This is a genomic window from Pantoea sp. SGAir0430 (genome assembly GCF_043549295.1).
In genome coordinates this window covers 1,657,826-1,672,623 of sequence record NZ_CP039427.1, presented here as the reverse complement: position 1 = coordinate 1,672,623, position 14,798 = coordinate 1,657,826, and the positions used below count along the sequence as shown (strand labels likewise).

The 14,798-nt window shown below is 62.0% G+C and carries 15 protein-coding genes; 9 read left to right on the top strand and 6 right to left on the bottom strand.

The genetic code is table 11. The features are described 5' to 3' along the window. Positions 1–8: 8 nt before the first annotated feature. Complete coding sequence (gene hutH, locus E7738_RS08070) at positions 9–1,562, bottom strand: histidine ammonia-lyase (protein WP_058757812.1); 1,554 nt, start codon at positions 1,560–1,562, stop codon at positions 9–11. Between the two features lie 319 nt (positions 1,563–1,881). On the opposite strand from hutH (E7738_RS08070), the gene hutC reads away from it, so the two are divergent. After that, positions 1,882–2,637 carry a histidine utilization repressor gene (gene hutC, locus E7738_RS08065; RefSeq protein ID WP_021508436.1) on the top strand — a complete coding sequence of 252 codons (756 nt, stop codon included), beginning with the start codon at positions 1,882–1,884 and terminating at the stop codon, positions 2,635–2,637. Here hutC and E7738_RS08060 read toward each other — a convergent pair. Both E7738_RS08060 and E7738_RS08055 read right to left on the bottom strand, forming a co-directional pair. Beyond that, positions 2,621–3,160, bottom strand: coding sequence for a HutD/Ves family protein (locus tag E7738_RS08060; protein WP_394516272.1), 540 nt, complete (start codon positions 3,158–3,160; stop codon positions 2,621–2,623). The two genes, hutC and E7738_RS08060, sit on opposite strands and share 17 nt — an antisense overlap. Continuing rightward, the gene (locus tag E7738_RS08055) at positions 3,157–4,512 is read right to left on the bottom strand and encodes a formimidoylglutamate deiminase (RefSeq protein WP_394516271.1); all 1,356 of its coding nucleotides are present in this window, start codon (positions 4,510–4,512) and stop codon (positions 3,157–3,159) included. Before E7738_RS08055 ends, E7738_RS08060 begins: the two co-directional genes overlap by 4 nt. An 84-nt stretch (positions 4,513–4,596) precedes the next feature. Here E7738_RS08055 and hutI point away from each other — a divergent pair, with 84 nt between their 5' ends. From hutI to hutH (E7738_RS08020), 7 genes are all read left to right on the top strand, one after another. Beyond that, entirely contained in the window at positions 4,597–5,811 is a 1,215-nt protein-coding gene (gene hutI / locus E7738_RS08050; protein ID WP_132465414.1) for an imidazolonepropionase, read from the top strand. After that, the gene (gene hutG / locus E7738_RS08045) at positions 5,808–6,599 is read left to right on the top strand and encodes an N-formylglutamate deformylase (RefSeq protein WP_021508432.1); all 792 of its coding nucleotides are present in this window, start codon (positions 5,808–5,810) and stop codon (positions 6,597–6,599) included. Before hutI ends, hutG begins: the two co-directional genes overlap by 4 nt. Before the next feature lie 348 nt (positions 6,600–6,947). After that, positions 6,948–7,799: a transporter substrate-binding domain-containing protein gene (locus tag E7738_RS08040; RefSeq protein ID WP_058769505.1), complete on the top strand. Its 852-nt coding sequence runs from the start codon at positions 6,948–6,950 to the stop codon at positions 7,797–7,799. A 12-nt stretch (positions 7,800–7,811) separates the two neighbouring features. After that, positions 7,812–8,531, top strand: a complete 720-nt coding sequence (locus E7738_RS08035) for an ABC transporter permease (RefSeq protein WP_031279871.1) — start codon at positions 7,812–7,814, stop codon at positions 8,529–8,531. A gap of 11 nt (positions 8,532–8,542) precedes the next feature. Next, positions 8,543–9,271: an ABC transporter permease gene (locus E7738_RS08030; RefSeq protein ID WP_104187034.1), complete on the top strand. Its 729-nt coding sequence runs from the start codon at positions 8,543–8,545 to the stop codon at positions 9,269–9,271. A 1-nt stretch (position 9,272) separates the two neighbouring features. Next, the gene (locus E7738_RS08025; RefSeq protein ID WP_348878693.1) at positions 9,273–10,073 is read left to right on the top strand and encodes an ABC transporter ATP-binding protein; all 801 of its coding nucleotides are present in this window, start codon (positions 9,273–9,275) and stop codon (positions 10,071–10,073) included. Continuing rightward, a complete protein-coding gene (gene hutH, locus E7738_RS08020) occupies positions 10,070–11,554 on the top strand; it encodes an HAL/PAL/TAL family ammonia-lyase (RefSeq protein ID WP_394516270.1) in 1,485 nt (494 codons plus the stop codon). Before E7738_RS08025 ends, hutH (E7738_RS08020) begins: the two co-directional genes overlap by 4 nt. 33 nt (positions 11,555–11,587) lie before the next feature. Here hutH (E7738_RS08020) and E7738_RS08015 read toward each other — a convergent pair whose 3' ends face one another. Next, the gene (locus tag E7738_RS08015; protein WP_222985512.1) at positions 11,588–12,217 is read right to left on the bottom strand and encodes a flavin reductase family protein; all 630 of its coding nucleotides are present in this window, start codon (positions 12,215–12,217) and stop codon (positions 11,588–11,590) included. A 179-nt stretch (positions 12,218–12,396) separates the two neighbouring features. Between E7738_RS08015 and rlmF the strand changes: the two genes are divergently transcribed. Continuing rightward, positions 12,397–13,323 (top strand): 23S rRNA (adenine(1618)-N(6))-methyltransferase RlmF, encoded by a 927-nt coding sequence (gene rlmF, locus E7738_RS08010; RefSeq protein ID WP_394516269.1) that lies wholly within the window; start codon positions 12,397–12,399, stop codon positions 13,321–13,323. 66 nt (positions 13,324–13,389) lie between these two features. On the opposite strand, the gene glnQ is transcribed toward rlmF, so the two are convergent. After that, positions 13,390–14,112, bottom strand: coding sequence for a glutamine ABC transporter ATP-binding protein GlnQ (gene glnQ, locus E7738_RS08005; protein WP_021508424.1), 723 nt, complete (start codon positions 14,110–14,112; stop codon positions 13,390–13,392). After that, complete coding sequence (gene glnP / locus E7738_RS08000; RefSeq protein WP_021508423.1) at positions 14,109–14,768, bottom strand: glutamine ABC transporter permease GlnP; 660 nt, start codon at positions 14,766–14,768, stop codon at positions 14,109–14,111. The genes glnQ and glnP overlap by 4 nt, the downstream gene beginning before the upstream one ends. Positions 14,769–14,798 lie beyond the last annotated feature (30 nt).

Here is a 14,798-nt window from a genome sequence, read left to right as displayed (position 1 = left end):
TCGGTTCCTTAATTAGCAGTAGAACGCTGGCTTGGCAGCAGCGCAGTAAGGGTTTCAGGCCAGACGTAACTGCTGGCCCACAGGCGCATGGCATCAATGTCCGGCGCCAGTAAACGGTCCTGATCGAGGAAGGCGACCTGCGCACGAATGCGGCTCATCTCCTGTTCGATCGCGGCAGAGCTTTGCAGCGGGCGGTGGAAGTCGATGCCCTGCGCCGCCGCCATCGCTTCAATGCCGACCACGGCAGCGGTGTTGAAGCACATCTCGCCCAGACGCCGTGCCGCGTAGGTGGCCATTGACACGTGATCTTCCTGATTGGCTGAGGTCGGCAGGCTGTCGACGCTGCCCGGGTGCGCCAGCGATTTGTTCTCTGAGGCCAGCGCGGCTGCGGTAACCTGCGCAATCATGAAGCCCGAGTTCACGCCGCCGTCGCGCACCAGGAAGGGCGGCAGGCCGGAGAGACCGGTGTCGAGCAGCAGCGCCAGGCGGCGTTCGGAGATGGCACCGACTTCGGCTATCGCCAGTGCGATGATGTCGGCGGCAAAGGCCACCGGCTCGGCGTGGAAGTTACCGCCGGAGATCACATCGCCGCTGTCGCTGAAGACCAGCGGGTTGTCAGAAGCGGCGTTGGCTTCAATCTGCAGCACGCGCGCGGCGTGGCTGAGGTTATCAAGACAGGCGCCCATCACCTGCGGTACGCAGCGGATCGAATAGGGATCCTGCACGCGTCCGCAGTTGCTGTGCGAACTGAGAATTTCGCTGCCTTCGAGCAGCGTCGCCACCGCAGCGGCGACGGCAATCTGCCCGTGCTGGCCGCGCGCCTGATGGATGCGCGCATCAAACGGTTTAACCGAGCCTTTAATTGCTTCAAGCGACAGCGCGCCGGCCATCAGCCCGGCGGCAAACAGATTTTCGGCTTCAAACAGCCCACGCAGCGCCAGCGCGGTAGAGACCTGGGTGCCGTTGAGCAACGCCAGACCCTCTTTTGGCCCCAGCACAATCGGCTGCAGGCCGACGCGGGCCAGGCCTTCGCTGGCGGGCACCAGCTGGCCGTCAATGCGTACCTGGCCTTCACCGAGCAGCATCAGGGAGAGATGCGCCAGCGGCGCCAGATCGCCGGACGCGCCAACCGATCCCTTCGCCGGGATGCACGGCATCACGCCGGCGTTGAACAGCGCCAGCAGCGCGTCAATCAGTTCCATGCGGATGCCCGAGTGGCCGCGTGCCAGGCTGATGATTTTGCTGGCGACCACCAGGCGGGTGACGTTATCCGGCAGCAGATCGCCGAGGCCGACGCTGTGTGACAGCACCAGGTTACGCTGCAGTTCCGCCAGGCGTTCGGCGGGGATCTGCGTCTGCGCCAGCTTGCCGAAGCCGGTGTTGATGCCGTACACCACCTTGCCCGAGGCGACGATGGCCTCGACGGTTTCACGTGCGCGGTCAATATCCGCCCGCGCTTCCTCTGCCAGCTGCAGCGTCACCTTCTCCTGATAAATACGGCGTAAGGTGGCGAGGTCCACTTCACCGGGAACGAGGCGAATTGCCTGAACCGAACCTGACATAGTCTACTCCTGTCTATACAAGTGATCTGCCACGTTGTGGCGGAGCGCAAGATGCGATGGCATCCGCCAGAGGCGCTATAAGTGTTGTGAGTGAAGCATAAGTGTCTAATCTTGTCTATACAAGTAGCAAGCGCTGTGCCAGATTGATCGTATTCTGTGAAACGTGCCGCAATGCGGGCGCGGCAACCTCCAGCCTGGTACGCTGCACCAAAAGCGGGCGGCAGCTGCACCACGCGGGCAGGCTTTGCACTATTGGATGTATATACATTTAGGCGGCGAGACAGTAAACTTCACACATCATTCGGAAAAGGAACAGGAAATGGCGGAGCAAACGGCAATCGCACAGCTGGCGGCAGCGATGGGGGATGAACCCGCGCCCATTTACCAGCGCGTTAAGCAGGCAATCGTCAGCCAGATCCGGGAAGGTCACTGGAAAGCCAATCAGCGGGTGCCGTCGGAGAGCGAGCTGGTCAATGAACTGGGCGTCAGCCGCATGACCATCAACCGCGCGCTGCGCGAACTCACCAGCGAAGGATTTCTGGTGCGCATGCAGGGCGTCGGGACCTTTGTCGCGGAGATGAAGGGCTACACCGCAATGCTGGAAGTGCATAACATCGCCGATGAAATTGCTCAGCGCGGCCATACGCACAGCTGCAAAATTCTCTCGATAGGTCAGATGAAGGCCGATCCGGAACAGGCGGCGGTGCTGGGACTCTCCACCGGCCAGACGCTATATCATTCGCTGATCGTGCATTACGAAAATGAGCTGCCGGTGCAGCTGGAAGATCGTCTGGTCAATCCGCTGGTCGCGCCTGACTACCTCAGCCAGGATTACCACAGCCTGACGCCGTACACCTATCTGATGCGCGTCGCCCCGCTGACTGCCGGTGAGCATATCGTTGAAGCGGTACTGCCGGATTTGCGCCAGCGTAAGCATCTGGCGCTGGACGAGCACGAACCGTGCCTGCTTATCCGCCGCCAGACGTGGAGCGACAACAAAATCGTCACCTATGCGCGCCTGCTCTATCCAGGCTCACGCTACAAATTGCTGGGCCGCTTCAGGGGACACGGCTAAGCGCGATAAACAGCAGGCTGGCCTCTGCCGTTTGCGGCACCAGCTGCTGCTGCTCCTGCAGCCACCACATCCCCTGCTGCGCCTGCAGCGTCTCGCCCGCACTGCTGCGCCATGTACCGGCCAGCACATACGCCACGCCATGCAGGCTGCTGACCGCCAGCTGCTCCACGCTTACCGCCGCGCGCCATGCGTCGCGCCGCGTCATGATATTGAAGTCCTGACAGCTGCCGCTGACCTGCGCCTCTATCGCCCATTCGCCGGGAAAGGCCCACGGCTGATGGGGCAGCAACGGCTGTTCGGCCTGTTCACAGCGCAGCAGCACGCTATCGCCGTGCAGTAAAGTGATCACCCGATCGACGCCGGGGAAGGGCGAGAACGGCCCGTCGGCGTCAATAGTGGCAATGCTGGCGCGCCACTGGAACTCTGCTGCGCCCGGCGGATAGCTGATAATTTCGCGCGTCTCCCCGCCGCCGTTGCGCCAGCGGCTGACCGGCAGCTGCGCGTAGTCAAAGCGCGCGTTCATTGCAGCGCCCGCATCGCCCGGGCAAAGCCAGCGGCGGCCGCTTCTTCCGCCGCGTGATGGCCTTGCTGAATCACTGGCTGTCCGGCAACAAACACGTCACGAATCTGCTGGCTGCTGCCGGCAAACAGCCAGCGATTGATCAGCGCGGCGGAGCTGACGCTGGCCAGAAGCGCATCCTCCTCCAGCACCAGCCAGTCGGCGCGTTTGCCCACCGCCAGCTCACCGCTGGCAATGCCACAGGCCTGCGCGCCGCCCTGCGCCGCCTGCTGCCACAGCAGATCGCCGACCGAGGGTTGATCGGTTAGCGTGATGCGGTTGCGGCGACGATCGCGCAGCCGCTGGCCATACTCCAGCCAGCGCAGCTCCTCCAGCGCACTGAGCGAAACGTGGCTGTCAGAGCCAATGCCCCAGCGCCCGCCGCGCCCGATGTACTCCACCGCCGGGAAGATGCCGTCGCCGAGATTGGCTTCGGTGGTGGGACACAGCCCGGCAATGGCACCGCTGTCCGCCATGCGCGCCATCTCCTGCTGATCGAGATGGGTGGCATGAATCAGGCACCAGCGCGCATCAACGGCAAAGCGATTATACAGCCACGCCACCGGCCGTTCGCCGCTCCATGCCAGACTGTCATTAACCTCTTTTTCCTGCTCAGCAACGTGAATGTGTACCGGCAGATGCGCAGCGCTGGCGGCCAGCACCTCATGCATCTGGGCTTCGCTCACCGCGCGCAGCGAGTGGAAACACAGGCCGTGGTTGATCAGCGGCTGCTGCGCGCTCCACTGCGCGACGCGCTGCTGCTGTTGCAGATAGGCATCGGTGTGCTGAATAAAGCGTCGCTGACCGTCGCTGGCCGGCTGCGCACCGAAGCCGCTGTAGCTGTACAGCACCGGCAGCAGCGTCTGGCCGATACCGGCGGTGTGCGCTGCCTGCATCAGCTGTTGCAGCATCGCATCGTCGGCATACGGCTGGCCGTGCGGATCGTGATGCAGATAGTGAAATTCCGCCACCTGGCTGTAGCCGCCCTTGAGCATATCAATGTAGAGATGGGTGGCGATGGCGCCGACCTGCTCAGGCGACAGGCGTTGCACCATGCGGTACATCAGATCGCGCCACGTCCAGAAGCTGTCCTGCGGATCGCCTGCCACTTCCGCCAGCCCGGCCATGGCGCGCTGGAAGGCATGGGAATGCAGGTTGGCCATCGCCGGAATCACCGGGCCGGCCAGGCGCACGGCGTCACCGGGCGTACTGTCGGCGGTAAGGGCGCGAATAAATCCCTGATCGTCGGTTGCGATCAGCACGTTTTCCTGCCAGCCGTCGGCCAGCCGTGCGCGTGGGGCAAAATAAACTGCCATGGTTGATCCTCAATGGCGGAAAGTTGTATATACATATACATACTTTGAGGCGCAGTGTAAATCGCCAGACAAAAGGGGAGTGGGATGGCAAGTAAACAGATCGACAGCCTGTGGCTGGGGGCCGATGTGGTCACCATGCGTGACGGTCGCTATAACCTGATTGAGGATGGCGCCGTGGCGGTGGATAACGGCGAGCTGGTGTGGGTCGGCCCGCGCAGCGCGTTACCGGACTTTGCCCCGCGCCGGCAGCAGCAGTTTGACGGCGGCATCATTACGCCCGGTCTGGTGGATTGCCACACGCATCTGGTGTTTGGCGGCGATCGCAGCCAGGAGTTCGAACAGCGGCTCAACGGCGTGAGCTATGCGGAAATCGCCGCGCAGGGTGGCGGCATCCTGTCAACGGTGCGCGCCACGCGCGCGGCCAGTCAGCAGCAGCTGGTCGACTCGGCACGCTGGCGGCTCGATCGCCTGCTGGCTGAGGGCGTGACCACGGTGGAGATTAAATCCGGTTACGGGCTGGATGAAGAGAGCGAGCTTACTCTGCTGCGCGCTATCCGCGAGCTGGCGCAGTCGGTGCCTGCCGATGTGCAGGCCACCTGCCTGGCGGCGCACGGCTTCCCGCCAGAGTTCAGGGATAACCCGCAGGGCTGGATCGATATTATCTGCCAGCGCCTGTTGCCGCGGGTGAAAGCGGAAGGGCTGGCAGATGCGGTCGACGCGTTTTGCGAACACCTGGCGCTGTCACCGCAGCAGGTGAGCGCGGTATTTGATGCCGCCAAAGCGCTCGGCCTGCCGGTGAAGCTGCACGCTGAACAGCTGTCGGCACTCGGCGGTGCCGCACTGGCGGCGCGCTATGGTGCGCTCTCTGCCGATCACCTCGAGTATGCCACCGAACAGGATGCCCGCGCGATGGCGGAGCATGGCACGGTGGCAGTACTGCTGCCCGGAGCGTTCTACCTGCTGCGCGAGACGCAGCGTCCGCCGGTCGAACTGTTCCGCCAGCACGGCGTGCCGATGGCGCTGGCCAGCGATGCCAATCCGGGCACGTCACCGGCGCTGTCGCTGCGGCTGATGCTGAACATGGGCTGTACGCTGTTTGGCCTGACGCCGGAGGAAGCGCTGGCCGGCGTCACGCTGTGGGGCGCGAAGGCGCTTGGCCTGCAGGCCACGCACGGCTCGCTGGAGCCAGGCAAAGTAGCCAATTTTGTCCACTGGCCGCTGGCTCGCCCGGCTGAGCTGGTTTACTGGCTGGGCGGCGAACTGCCGTGCCAGGTTATCTATCGTGGAGAAGCGCAATGACCCCTTTTCATTTCACCGCCGGTAAGCTACCGCTGCTGGTTAGTATTCCGCATGCCGGTACCCAACTGACGCCGGAGGTTGACGCCGGGCTGAGCGAGGCCGCGCGCGGCCTGCCGGATACCGACTGGCATATTCCGCTGCTGTACGACTTTGTGCGCGACCTCGGTGCCAGCGTGCTGATCGGTCACTACTCGCGCTTCGTGATCGATCTCAACCGTCCGCCGGACAACCAGCCACTGTACAGTACGGCCACCACCGGGCTCTATCCGGAGACGCTGTTTGATGGCACGCCGACCTTTAAACCCGGCATGACGCCGGACAGCGCGGCGCGTCAGCGCTATCTGGAGACTATCTGGCAACCCTATCATCAGCAGATTCAGCAGGAGCTGGCGCGGTTAAAAGCCGAACATGGCTATGCGCTGCTGTTTGATGCGCACTCCATCGCTTCGGTGATTCCGCGCCTGTTCGACGGCCAGCTGCCGGACCTGAACATCGGCACCAACGATGGCGCCAGCTGTTCGGCGGCCAGCATTGCGGCGATTGAGCAGGTGTGCGCCGCGCAAAGCGACTACAGCTGGGTGGTGAATGGACGCTTCAAAGGCGGCTACATCACGCGCGCTTACGGCCAGCCAGCGCAGGGCGTGCAGGCGGTGCAGCTGGAGCTGGCGCAGCTGAATTACATGGATGAGGCGCCGCCGTTTGCCTGGCAGCAGGATCGCGCCACGCGGTTGCAGCACGTGCTGAAGCCGCTGCTGCAGGCGTTTCTGCAGGCGGGGAAAGCCGTTTAATTGATGCGGGTCGCCATCACGGTGACCCCGTTTCTCATGTGGCGGATGTACAACCGCTGCCTCACTCCCCAATCCTGTGCAACCCCTGCCCTGTAAGTGTGCACGACGCGTCCCGCCTGACGCCGATCCCCTCCGTTTACCATCTTTGCCGATCTGGCACAGCCCTTGCTAGCTTGTATGTACAAGTAAAGACCGCGCGGCAATGATGACTATTTATTCTGGCTGGCTCACAAAAAGCTTATGCCGACAATGATCTGCCGCAAGCTAACTTGTATATACATGAAATGTCATTTGCGCTGTATCAGCCAACAGAGACAGCCAGATTTGTTAACCACCAGGAGAAGACGTATGACACACCGTGCCCCGTTTCGCCGTTTTTGCCTTACCACGCTGTTTGCCAGCCTGATGCTGGCCGGCGTGGCTGCCGAGGCTAAAGAGTGGAAATCCATCACCATCGCCACTGAAGGCAGCTATGAGCCGTGGAACCTGACGCTGCCGGGCGGCAAGCTGGGCGGCTTCGAACCTGAACTGATGGAAGATCTCTGCAAACGCATGAGCATTCAGTGCAAGCTGGTGGTGCAGAACTGGGACGGGATGATTGCCGGACTGAACGCCGGGAAATATGACGTCATCATGGATGCGATTGTGATTACGCCGGACCGGAAAAAAGTGGTCAACTTCACCACGCCGTACGCGTCAACGCCAGCGACCTTCATTACCAGCAAAGATAACCCGCTGCTGCCGGCCGATAAGAACATCATCAAACTGCACGACGACGAGGCAGCCATCAATGCGGCCATCGCCCCGCTGAAGGCGGCGCTCAAGGGCAAAACCATCGGTATTGCCTCCGGCACCGTGTATACGCCATTTATCGATAAATACTTCAAAGATGTGGCCGACGTGCGCGAATACACCGCTTCGGCGGATGCGATTCTCGATCTGCAGGCGGGCCGCATTGATGCGGTGTTTGATGACGTGACCTTCGCGCAGTCGATGCTGGCGCGTAAAGAGAACAGCAACCTGACGTTCAGCGGCCCGCAGCTGGGCGGTCCGATCTGGGGGGAAGGCGAAGCGATGGGCGTGCGCATGGCTGATAACGACCTGAAGGCCAAACTCGATGCCGCCATTCACGCTGCGCTGGCGGACGGCACGGTGAAAAAGCTGAGCGAGAAGTGGTTTAAAACTGACGTAACGCCGTAAGTGAGGTGAAAGATGATGAGCCTGCTGAGTTTTGGTGCAGATGGCTGGGGTCGCCTGATTCTGAGCGCCGCCGGTACCACGCTGCTGCTGTCGCTGGCGGCGCTGATGATTGGCGCCGTGGTCGGTTCCGGCGTGGCGGCGGCGAAACTCTCGCACCAGCGCTGGCTGCGCTGGCTGGGTGAAAGCTATTCGGTGGTGTTTCGCGGCATCCCGGAGCTGCTGGTGATCTACCTGTTCTACTTCGGTGGATCGGGGTTGATCACGCTGGTCGGCCAGCTGTTTGGTGCTGACGGCTTTATTGAAGCACCGCCGTTCCTGATTGGCGCGCTGGCTATCGGGCTCATCTCCGGATCCTATCAGGGTGAAGTGTATCGCGCTGCGCGCCTGGCGCTGGCGAAGGGCGAAGTCGAAGCGGCGGTAGCCATCGGGATGCCGCGCTGGCGTATCGCCCAGCGCATCCTCGTCCCGCAGATTGTGCGCTACGCGCTGCCGGGGATGTCCAACGTCTGGCAGATGAGTCTGAAAGATTCGGCGCTGGTGTCAGTGACCGGCATCGTCGAGCTGATGCGCGCCAGCCAGGTGGCGGCCGGTTCAACGCGCGATTACTTCACCTTTTATCTGATTGGCGGTGGCTGCTATCTGCTGCTGACACTGCTGTCGAACCATGCGTTTCGCCGCGCGGAATCGCGCCTCGGCCGCGCATGGCAAAGTCGCACTGCGGCACAGCACTAAGGAGCAGCAGCATGATCGACTTCGCTTTTCTTGCCGACACTTTTCTTAAGCTGAGCGCGGCGCTGCCGGTGACGCTCGGGCTGTTTATCAGCGCCTTTGTCTGCGGCGGGCTGCTGGCGCTGGGCATTCTGGCGCTGCGCATGAGCCACTGGCGTCTGCTGAGCGGTTTTGCGCGCGGCTATATTCTGGTGTTTCGCGGCTCGCCGCTGCTGATTCAGCTGTTTCTCATCTACTACGGGCTCGGCCAGTTTGGCGTGATTCGCCACAGCTTCGTCTGGCCGTTTCTGCGCGAGCCGTTTATCTGCGCGGTGCTGGCGCTGTCGCTGTGTACCGCCGCTTACACCGCTGAGATCCTGCGCGGTGCGCTGCTGGCGGTGCCGGCAGGTCAGGTCGAAGCCGGGCTGGCCTGCGGCATGTCACGCTGGCTGCTGCTGCGCCGCATCATCGCGCCGATCATGCTGCGCTATGCGCTGCCGGCGTACTCCACCGAGGCGATTCTGCTGGTGAAATCCACCGCGCTCGCCAGCCTGGTCACGGTGTGGGATGTCACCGGCGTGGCGCAGCAGATCATCCAGCGTACCTATCGCACCATGGAGGTGTTTGTCTGCGCTGCGGCGATCTACCTGATTCTCAACTTTATTATCGTCCAGCTGTACGCGCTGTTAGAGCGCCGTCTGACCCCGGTGCACCGCGCTGAAAAAAAGCCGCTGCCCGCCGTTAAACCGCTTGCCGGAGAGTAATATGCATTCCACTTCACCAGTCACCTTATCCGCCACTGATATCCATAAATCCTTTGGCGCTATGGAGGTGCTCAAAGGCATCTCACTGCAGGCGCATCAGGGCGATGTTATTTCAATTCTCGGTGCCAGCGGCTCGGGCAAAAGTACCTTGCTGCGCTGCATCAATCTGCTGGAAACGCCGGATGCCGGCGTGGTGAGCGTCGGCGGCGAAACCATTGAAATGAAGCGCCACGCGCGCGGCCATCAGCTGGCGGCGAATCCTAAGCAGATTGAACGCCTGCGCTCGCGGCTGGGCATGGTGTTTCAAAGCTTCAATCTGTGGTCGCACATGACGGTGCTGCAGAACGTAATTGAAGGTCCGCACTATGTGCTGAAGCGCGACAAAAAGAGTTGTATCGCCCAGGCAGAGCAGTTGCTGGATCGCGTCGGGCTGCTTAACCGCAAGGATTTTTATCCGGCGCAGCTCTCCGGCGGCCAGCAGCAACGCGTGGCGATTGCCCGCGCGCTGGCGATGGATCCGGAGGTGATGCTGTTTGATGAGCCAACCTCGGCGCTCGACCCGGAACTGGTCGGCGAGGTGCTCAAAGTGATGCGCAGCCTGGCGGAAGAGGGGCGCACCATGCTGGTGGTGACGCACGAGATGGGCTTCGCGCGCAACGTCTCTAATCGCGTGGTGTTTATGCATCAGGGCAACATTGATTGCGAGGGCACGCCGGAAGCGATGTTTGGCGCCAGCGGTTCATCGCGCTTTAAGCAGTTTATCTCCAGCCATCAGAGCCATCACGTGGAGCAGCCAGTATGACCGTGGTCTGGGGCGATGCGCCGCTGACCTGGCAGGCGCTGGTACAGGTAGCGCGACATAACGCCGAACTGACGCTGAGCGCCGCCGCCTGGCAGCGCATTGCGCGCGGTCGCGAGATCGTCGAACAGATCGTTGCCAGCGGCCAGATTGCCTATGGCATCAACACCGGGCTGGGGGCGCTGTGTAACATCACGCTGCCGGAAGACCAACTCAGCCAGCTGTCACGCAATACGTTGCTGAGCCACGCCTGCGGCGTCGGTCCGCTGCTGACGCGCGAGCAGACGCGCGCCATTCTGTGTGCGGCCATCGCCAACTACAGCCACGGCAAATCCGGCGTTTCGGTGGCGCTGGTGCAGCATCTGCTGGCGCTGCTCAATCAGCAGATCACGCCGCAGGTGCCGTCGCAGGGTTCAGTCGGTTATCTCACCCACATGGCGCATATCGGGCTGGCGCTGATTGGCGTGGGCGACGTTGAGTACCAGCAACAGGTGATGCCGGCGGAGCAGGCGCTGCGGCTGGCCGGTTTGCAGCCGTATCGCCCCGGCGCCAAAGAGGGCCTGAGCCTGGTCAACGGTACGCCGTGCATGACCGGGCTGAGCTGTCTGGCGCTGGACGATGCGGCGCGGCTGCTGGATTGTGCGGATGTCACCGGCGCGATGAGCTTCGAAGCGCTGCGCGGTCAGCTGGCGGCGTTTGATGCCGAGGTGATTGCACTAAAAGCCAGCCCCGGCATGCAGCACAGCGGCCAGCGTCTGCGTGTGCTGCTGAGCGACAGTCCGCTGCTGGCGGCGAGCTGCGGCATACGCACCCAGGATGCGCTCAGCCTGCGTTCGATGCCGCAGGTGCACGGCGCCAGCCGCGACCAGTTCGCCCACGCAGCGCGTCAGGTTGAGATCGAACTGAACGCATGCACCGATAATCCGCTGGTACTGGGCACGCCGGATAACTGGCGCGTGCTGTCGCAGGCCAATCCGCACGGCGAATCGGTTGCCATGGCGGCCGATCTGCTGGCGATTGCCATGGCGGAGATTGGCAGCATTGCCGAGCGCCGGCTGGATCGGCTGGTCAATCCGCTGGTCAGCGGGCTGCCGCCGTTTCTGGTGGCGCAGCCGGGCGTTAACTCCGGCATGATGATCGCGCAATACGTGGCGGCTTCCCTGTGCGCGGAGAATCGTCAGCTGGCGCAGCCGGCGGTGCTGGACAATTACGTCACCTCGGGACTGCAGGAGGATCACCTCAGCCTCGGTACCGGCGCGGCGCTCAAGCTGATCAGACTGCTGAATAACCTCTGGCAGGTGCTGGCGATTGAGTACCTGCTGGCGGCGCAGGCGCTGGATTTTCACGGTGAGGCGCAGCTGGCCAGCGGCACGGGCCGGGCGCTACGCGCGCTGCGCGCTGAGGTTGCTACCTGGCAGGAGGATCGCTGGCTGGCACCGGAGATAGCCCGGGCGGTGAAGGTGTTACAGACGCTGGCCTGCTAGCGGCGCAATGTGTCGCGCCGCCAGTGTCCTGATTTAACCGCGGCGCGCGTCCGGGCGCACCAGATCAAAACGCTGATCTTCGCTGATGGCGTAATAGGCGGAAGGACCGCCGGCGCGCAGAATCGGCTGCGCTTTGGCGGTCTGATAGATGCCGTTCTCCAGCAGCGCTTCATCGATGTGAATCGCCACCGCTTCGCCCAGTACCAGCCAGCTCTCCAGCTCGCCTCCCTGTGCATCCTGCAGGCGAATCAGCTGCGTCAGGCGACACTCAAAGTTGACCGGGCTCTCCGCTACCATGCTGACGTTAACGTGGGAAGCGGCCAGCGGCGTCAGGCCGGCGAGGGCAAACTCGTCGTGATCGGGCGGCACTGAGGCGGAGCTCTCATTCATGGCTTCTGCCAGCGGACGCGTCGCCAGGTTCCAGACAAACTCGCCGGTTTCGCTGATGTTCTTGACGCTGTCTTTCCAGCCGCTGCTGGCAAAACCAATGATTGGCGGATGGTAGTTAAAACAGTTAAAGAAACTATAGGGCGCCAGATTGCGCTGGCCGCTGGCGCTTTGCGAGCTGACCCAGCCAATCGGGCGCGGGCCGACGATGGCGTTGAGCGGATCGTGAGGCAGACCGTGTCCACTGCGTGGCTGATAAGTGTAACGTTGACGCATTTGCGCTCCTGATTCGTCCTTTATACTGCGTGTTCCGGCGGCGCTGGCGGCTGGACGCAGTATTGCGGATGCAGTTTTAGGGAGAATAGATTTAAATTCGTTGCACTAAATTTTCCTGGCGGATTGTGCGCTGCCGTCATCCAGCGTATCTTACGCGCGCATTAATGTCCGGAGAATCTATGAACAAGCCTGCCGCTACCGCGCTCTTTCATCCGCGTAACCGCCATCAGGGCCGTTATGATTTTGCTGCCCTGACTGCCGCGCATCCGCCGCTGGCGGACAAAGTGCGCCCCAACGGTTACGGTGAGCTGTCGGTTGATTTCGCCGATCCGCACGCGGTGCTGCTACTGAATCAGGCGCTGCTGAAACTGTTTTATAACCTGAACTGGCAGCTGCCGGAAGGCTATCTGACGCCGCCGGTGCCGGGCCGCGCTGACTATATCCATGCGCTGGCGGATCTGCTGGCCAGCGATAACGGTGGCGTGCTGCCGCGCGATCTCGACGTGATGGATATTGGCTGCGGTGCCAACTGCATCTATCCGCTGATCGGTCACGCGGAGTATGGCTGGCGCTTTACCGGCACCGACATCAGTGCAGACGCCGTTAACGCCGCCAGTCAGATTGTCGCCAGCAATCCCGGCCTGCAGCGCGCCATTCGCCTGCGCCGTCAGAAGCAGGAGAGCGCGATTTTTGCTGGCGTGGTGCACAAGAACGAACGCTATCACGCGGTACTGTGTAATCCGCCGTTTCATGCTTCGGCGGCCGATGCGGCGGCCGGCAGCCAGCGTAAAGTGCGCAATCTCGGCCTGAGCAGGCAGGCGCCGCTTAACTTCGGCGGTCAGCATAACGAGCTGTGGTGCGACGGCGGTGAGCGCGCGTTTATCGGCCGGATGATCGATGAAAGCGTCGCGTTAGGCGATCGCATCGTCTGGTTTACCTCGCTGGTGTCGCGCAGGGAGCATCTGCCCGAGCTGCGCGATCGGCTGAAGGCGCACGACGCTTATCAGGTACGCATCGTCGACATGGCGCAGGGCCAGAAGCAGAGCCGCTTTATCGCCTGGACATTTTTACCGCCCGCCACGCGCGCGCAGCGGCTGGCACGCTAAGCGCTGCTCAGGTAAAAAAAAAGCCGCTACGGGGATCCGCAGCGGCTTTGTTGTTTTTACGCCGTATTAAGAAACGTGCTGCAGGAACTCACGCAGACGGTCGCTCGGCGGGTTAGTGATCAGATCGTCCGGATTGCCATCTTCCGCGATGGTACCTTTGTCGATAAAGATCAGGCGCGACGCCACTTTCTGTGCGAAGCCCACTTCATGGGTCACGATCACCATGGTCATGCCTTCTTCCGCCAGATCCTGCATCACTTTCAGCACTTCGTGACGCAGCTCGGGATCGAGTGCCGAGGTAGGCTCATCGAACAGCATCATCTTCGGCTTCACCGCCAGCGCACGGGCAATCGCCACGCGCTGCTGCTGGCCGCCGGACAGCTCAGAAGGGAAGTGGTGCGCGCGCTCGGCGAGGCCGACCTTGCCCAGCAGCTCACGCGCCAGTTTGTGTGCGGCGTCTTTCTTTGCCCCGCGCACGCGGATCGGACCAAAGGCCACGTTGTCCAGCGCGCTCATCTGCGGGAACAGATGGAACTGCTGGAACACCATACCGGCTTCCTGACGGATCAGGCGTTCATCCACTTTCGGATCGTTAACTTTCATGCCATCGACAATCAGTTCGCCGCTGCTGATCTCTTCCAGCTTGTTGATGCAGCGCAGCAGGGTAGATTTACCGGAGCCGGACGGCCCGATGATTACCACCACTTCACCCTGATTAATTTTCAGGTTGATGTCGTGCAGTACCTGAGTCTGGCCGAAGTTTTTCGAGACGTTTTTAAATTCAATCACAGGATTTTCACCCTTTTCTCAATACGGCGCAGCACAAAGCTCAACACCAGCGTAATAACCAGGTAAATGATGGCAACGGCACTCCAGATCTCCAGCGCGCGGAAGTTACCGGCGATGATCTCCTGGCCCTGACGGGTCAGTTCTGCCACGCCAATCACGATGAACAGCGAGGTGTCTTTGATGCTGACGATCCACTGGTTGCCCAGCGGCGGCAGCATGCGGCGCAGCGCCAGCGGCATGATCACGTAGCGCAGCGTTTCGCGGCGCGACAGGCCAAGCGCCAGGCCGGCTTCACGGAAACCTTTGTTGATCGACAGCACCGCACCGCGGGTAATCTCCGCAATGTAGGCACCGGAGTTGATCATGATGGTCACGACGGCGGCGGTGAACGGGTCGATGCGCAGGTCCGGGAAGGCCATCGGCAGGGCGAAGTAGATGAACATCACCTGCACCACGATCGGCGTGCCGCGAATCAGTTCAATGAACACTAACGCGATGTTGTTGGTGATCCAGCCGCCGTAGGCGCGGGCGAAACCGGCCACGAGGCCGATAACCAGGCCGCCAATCAGGCCGAGGATCGAGATAAGCAGGGTCATTTTGGCGCCTTCGATCAGGATCGGTAAGGCGGGCCAGATGACGCTCCAGTCAAACTCCATGGTGTGACTCCAGAATCTGTTGCAGTGGAA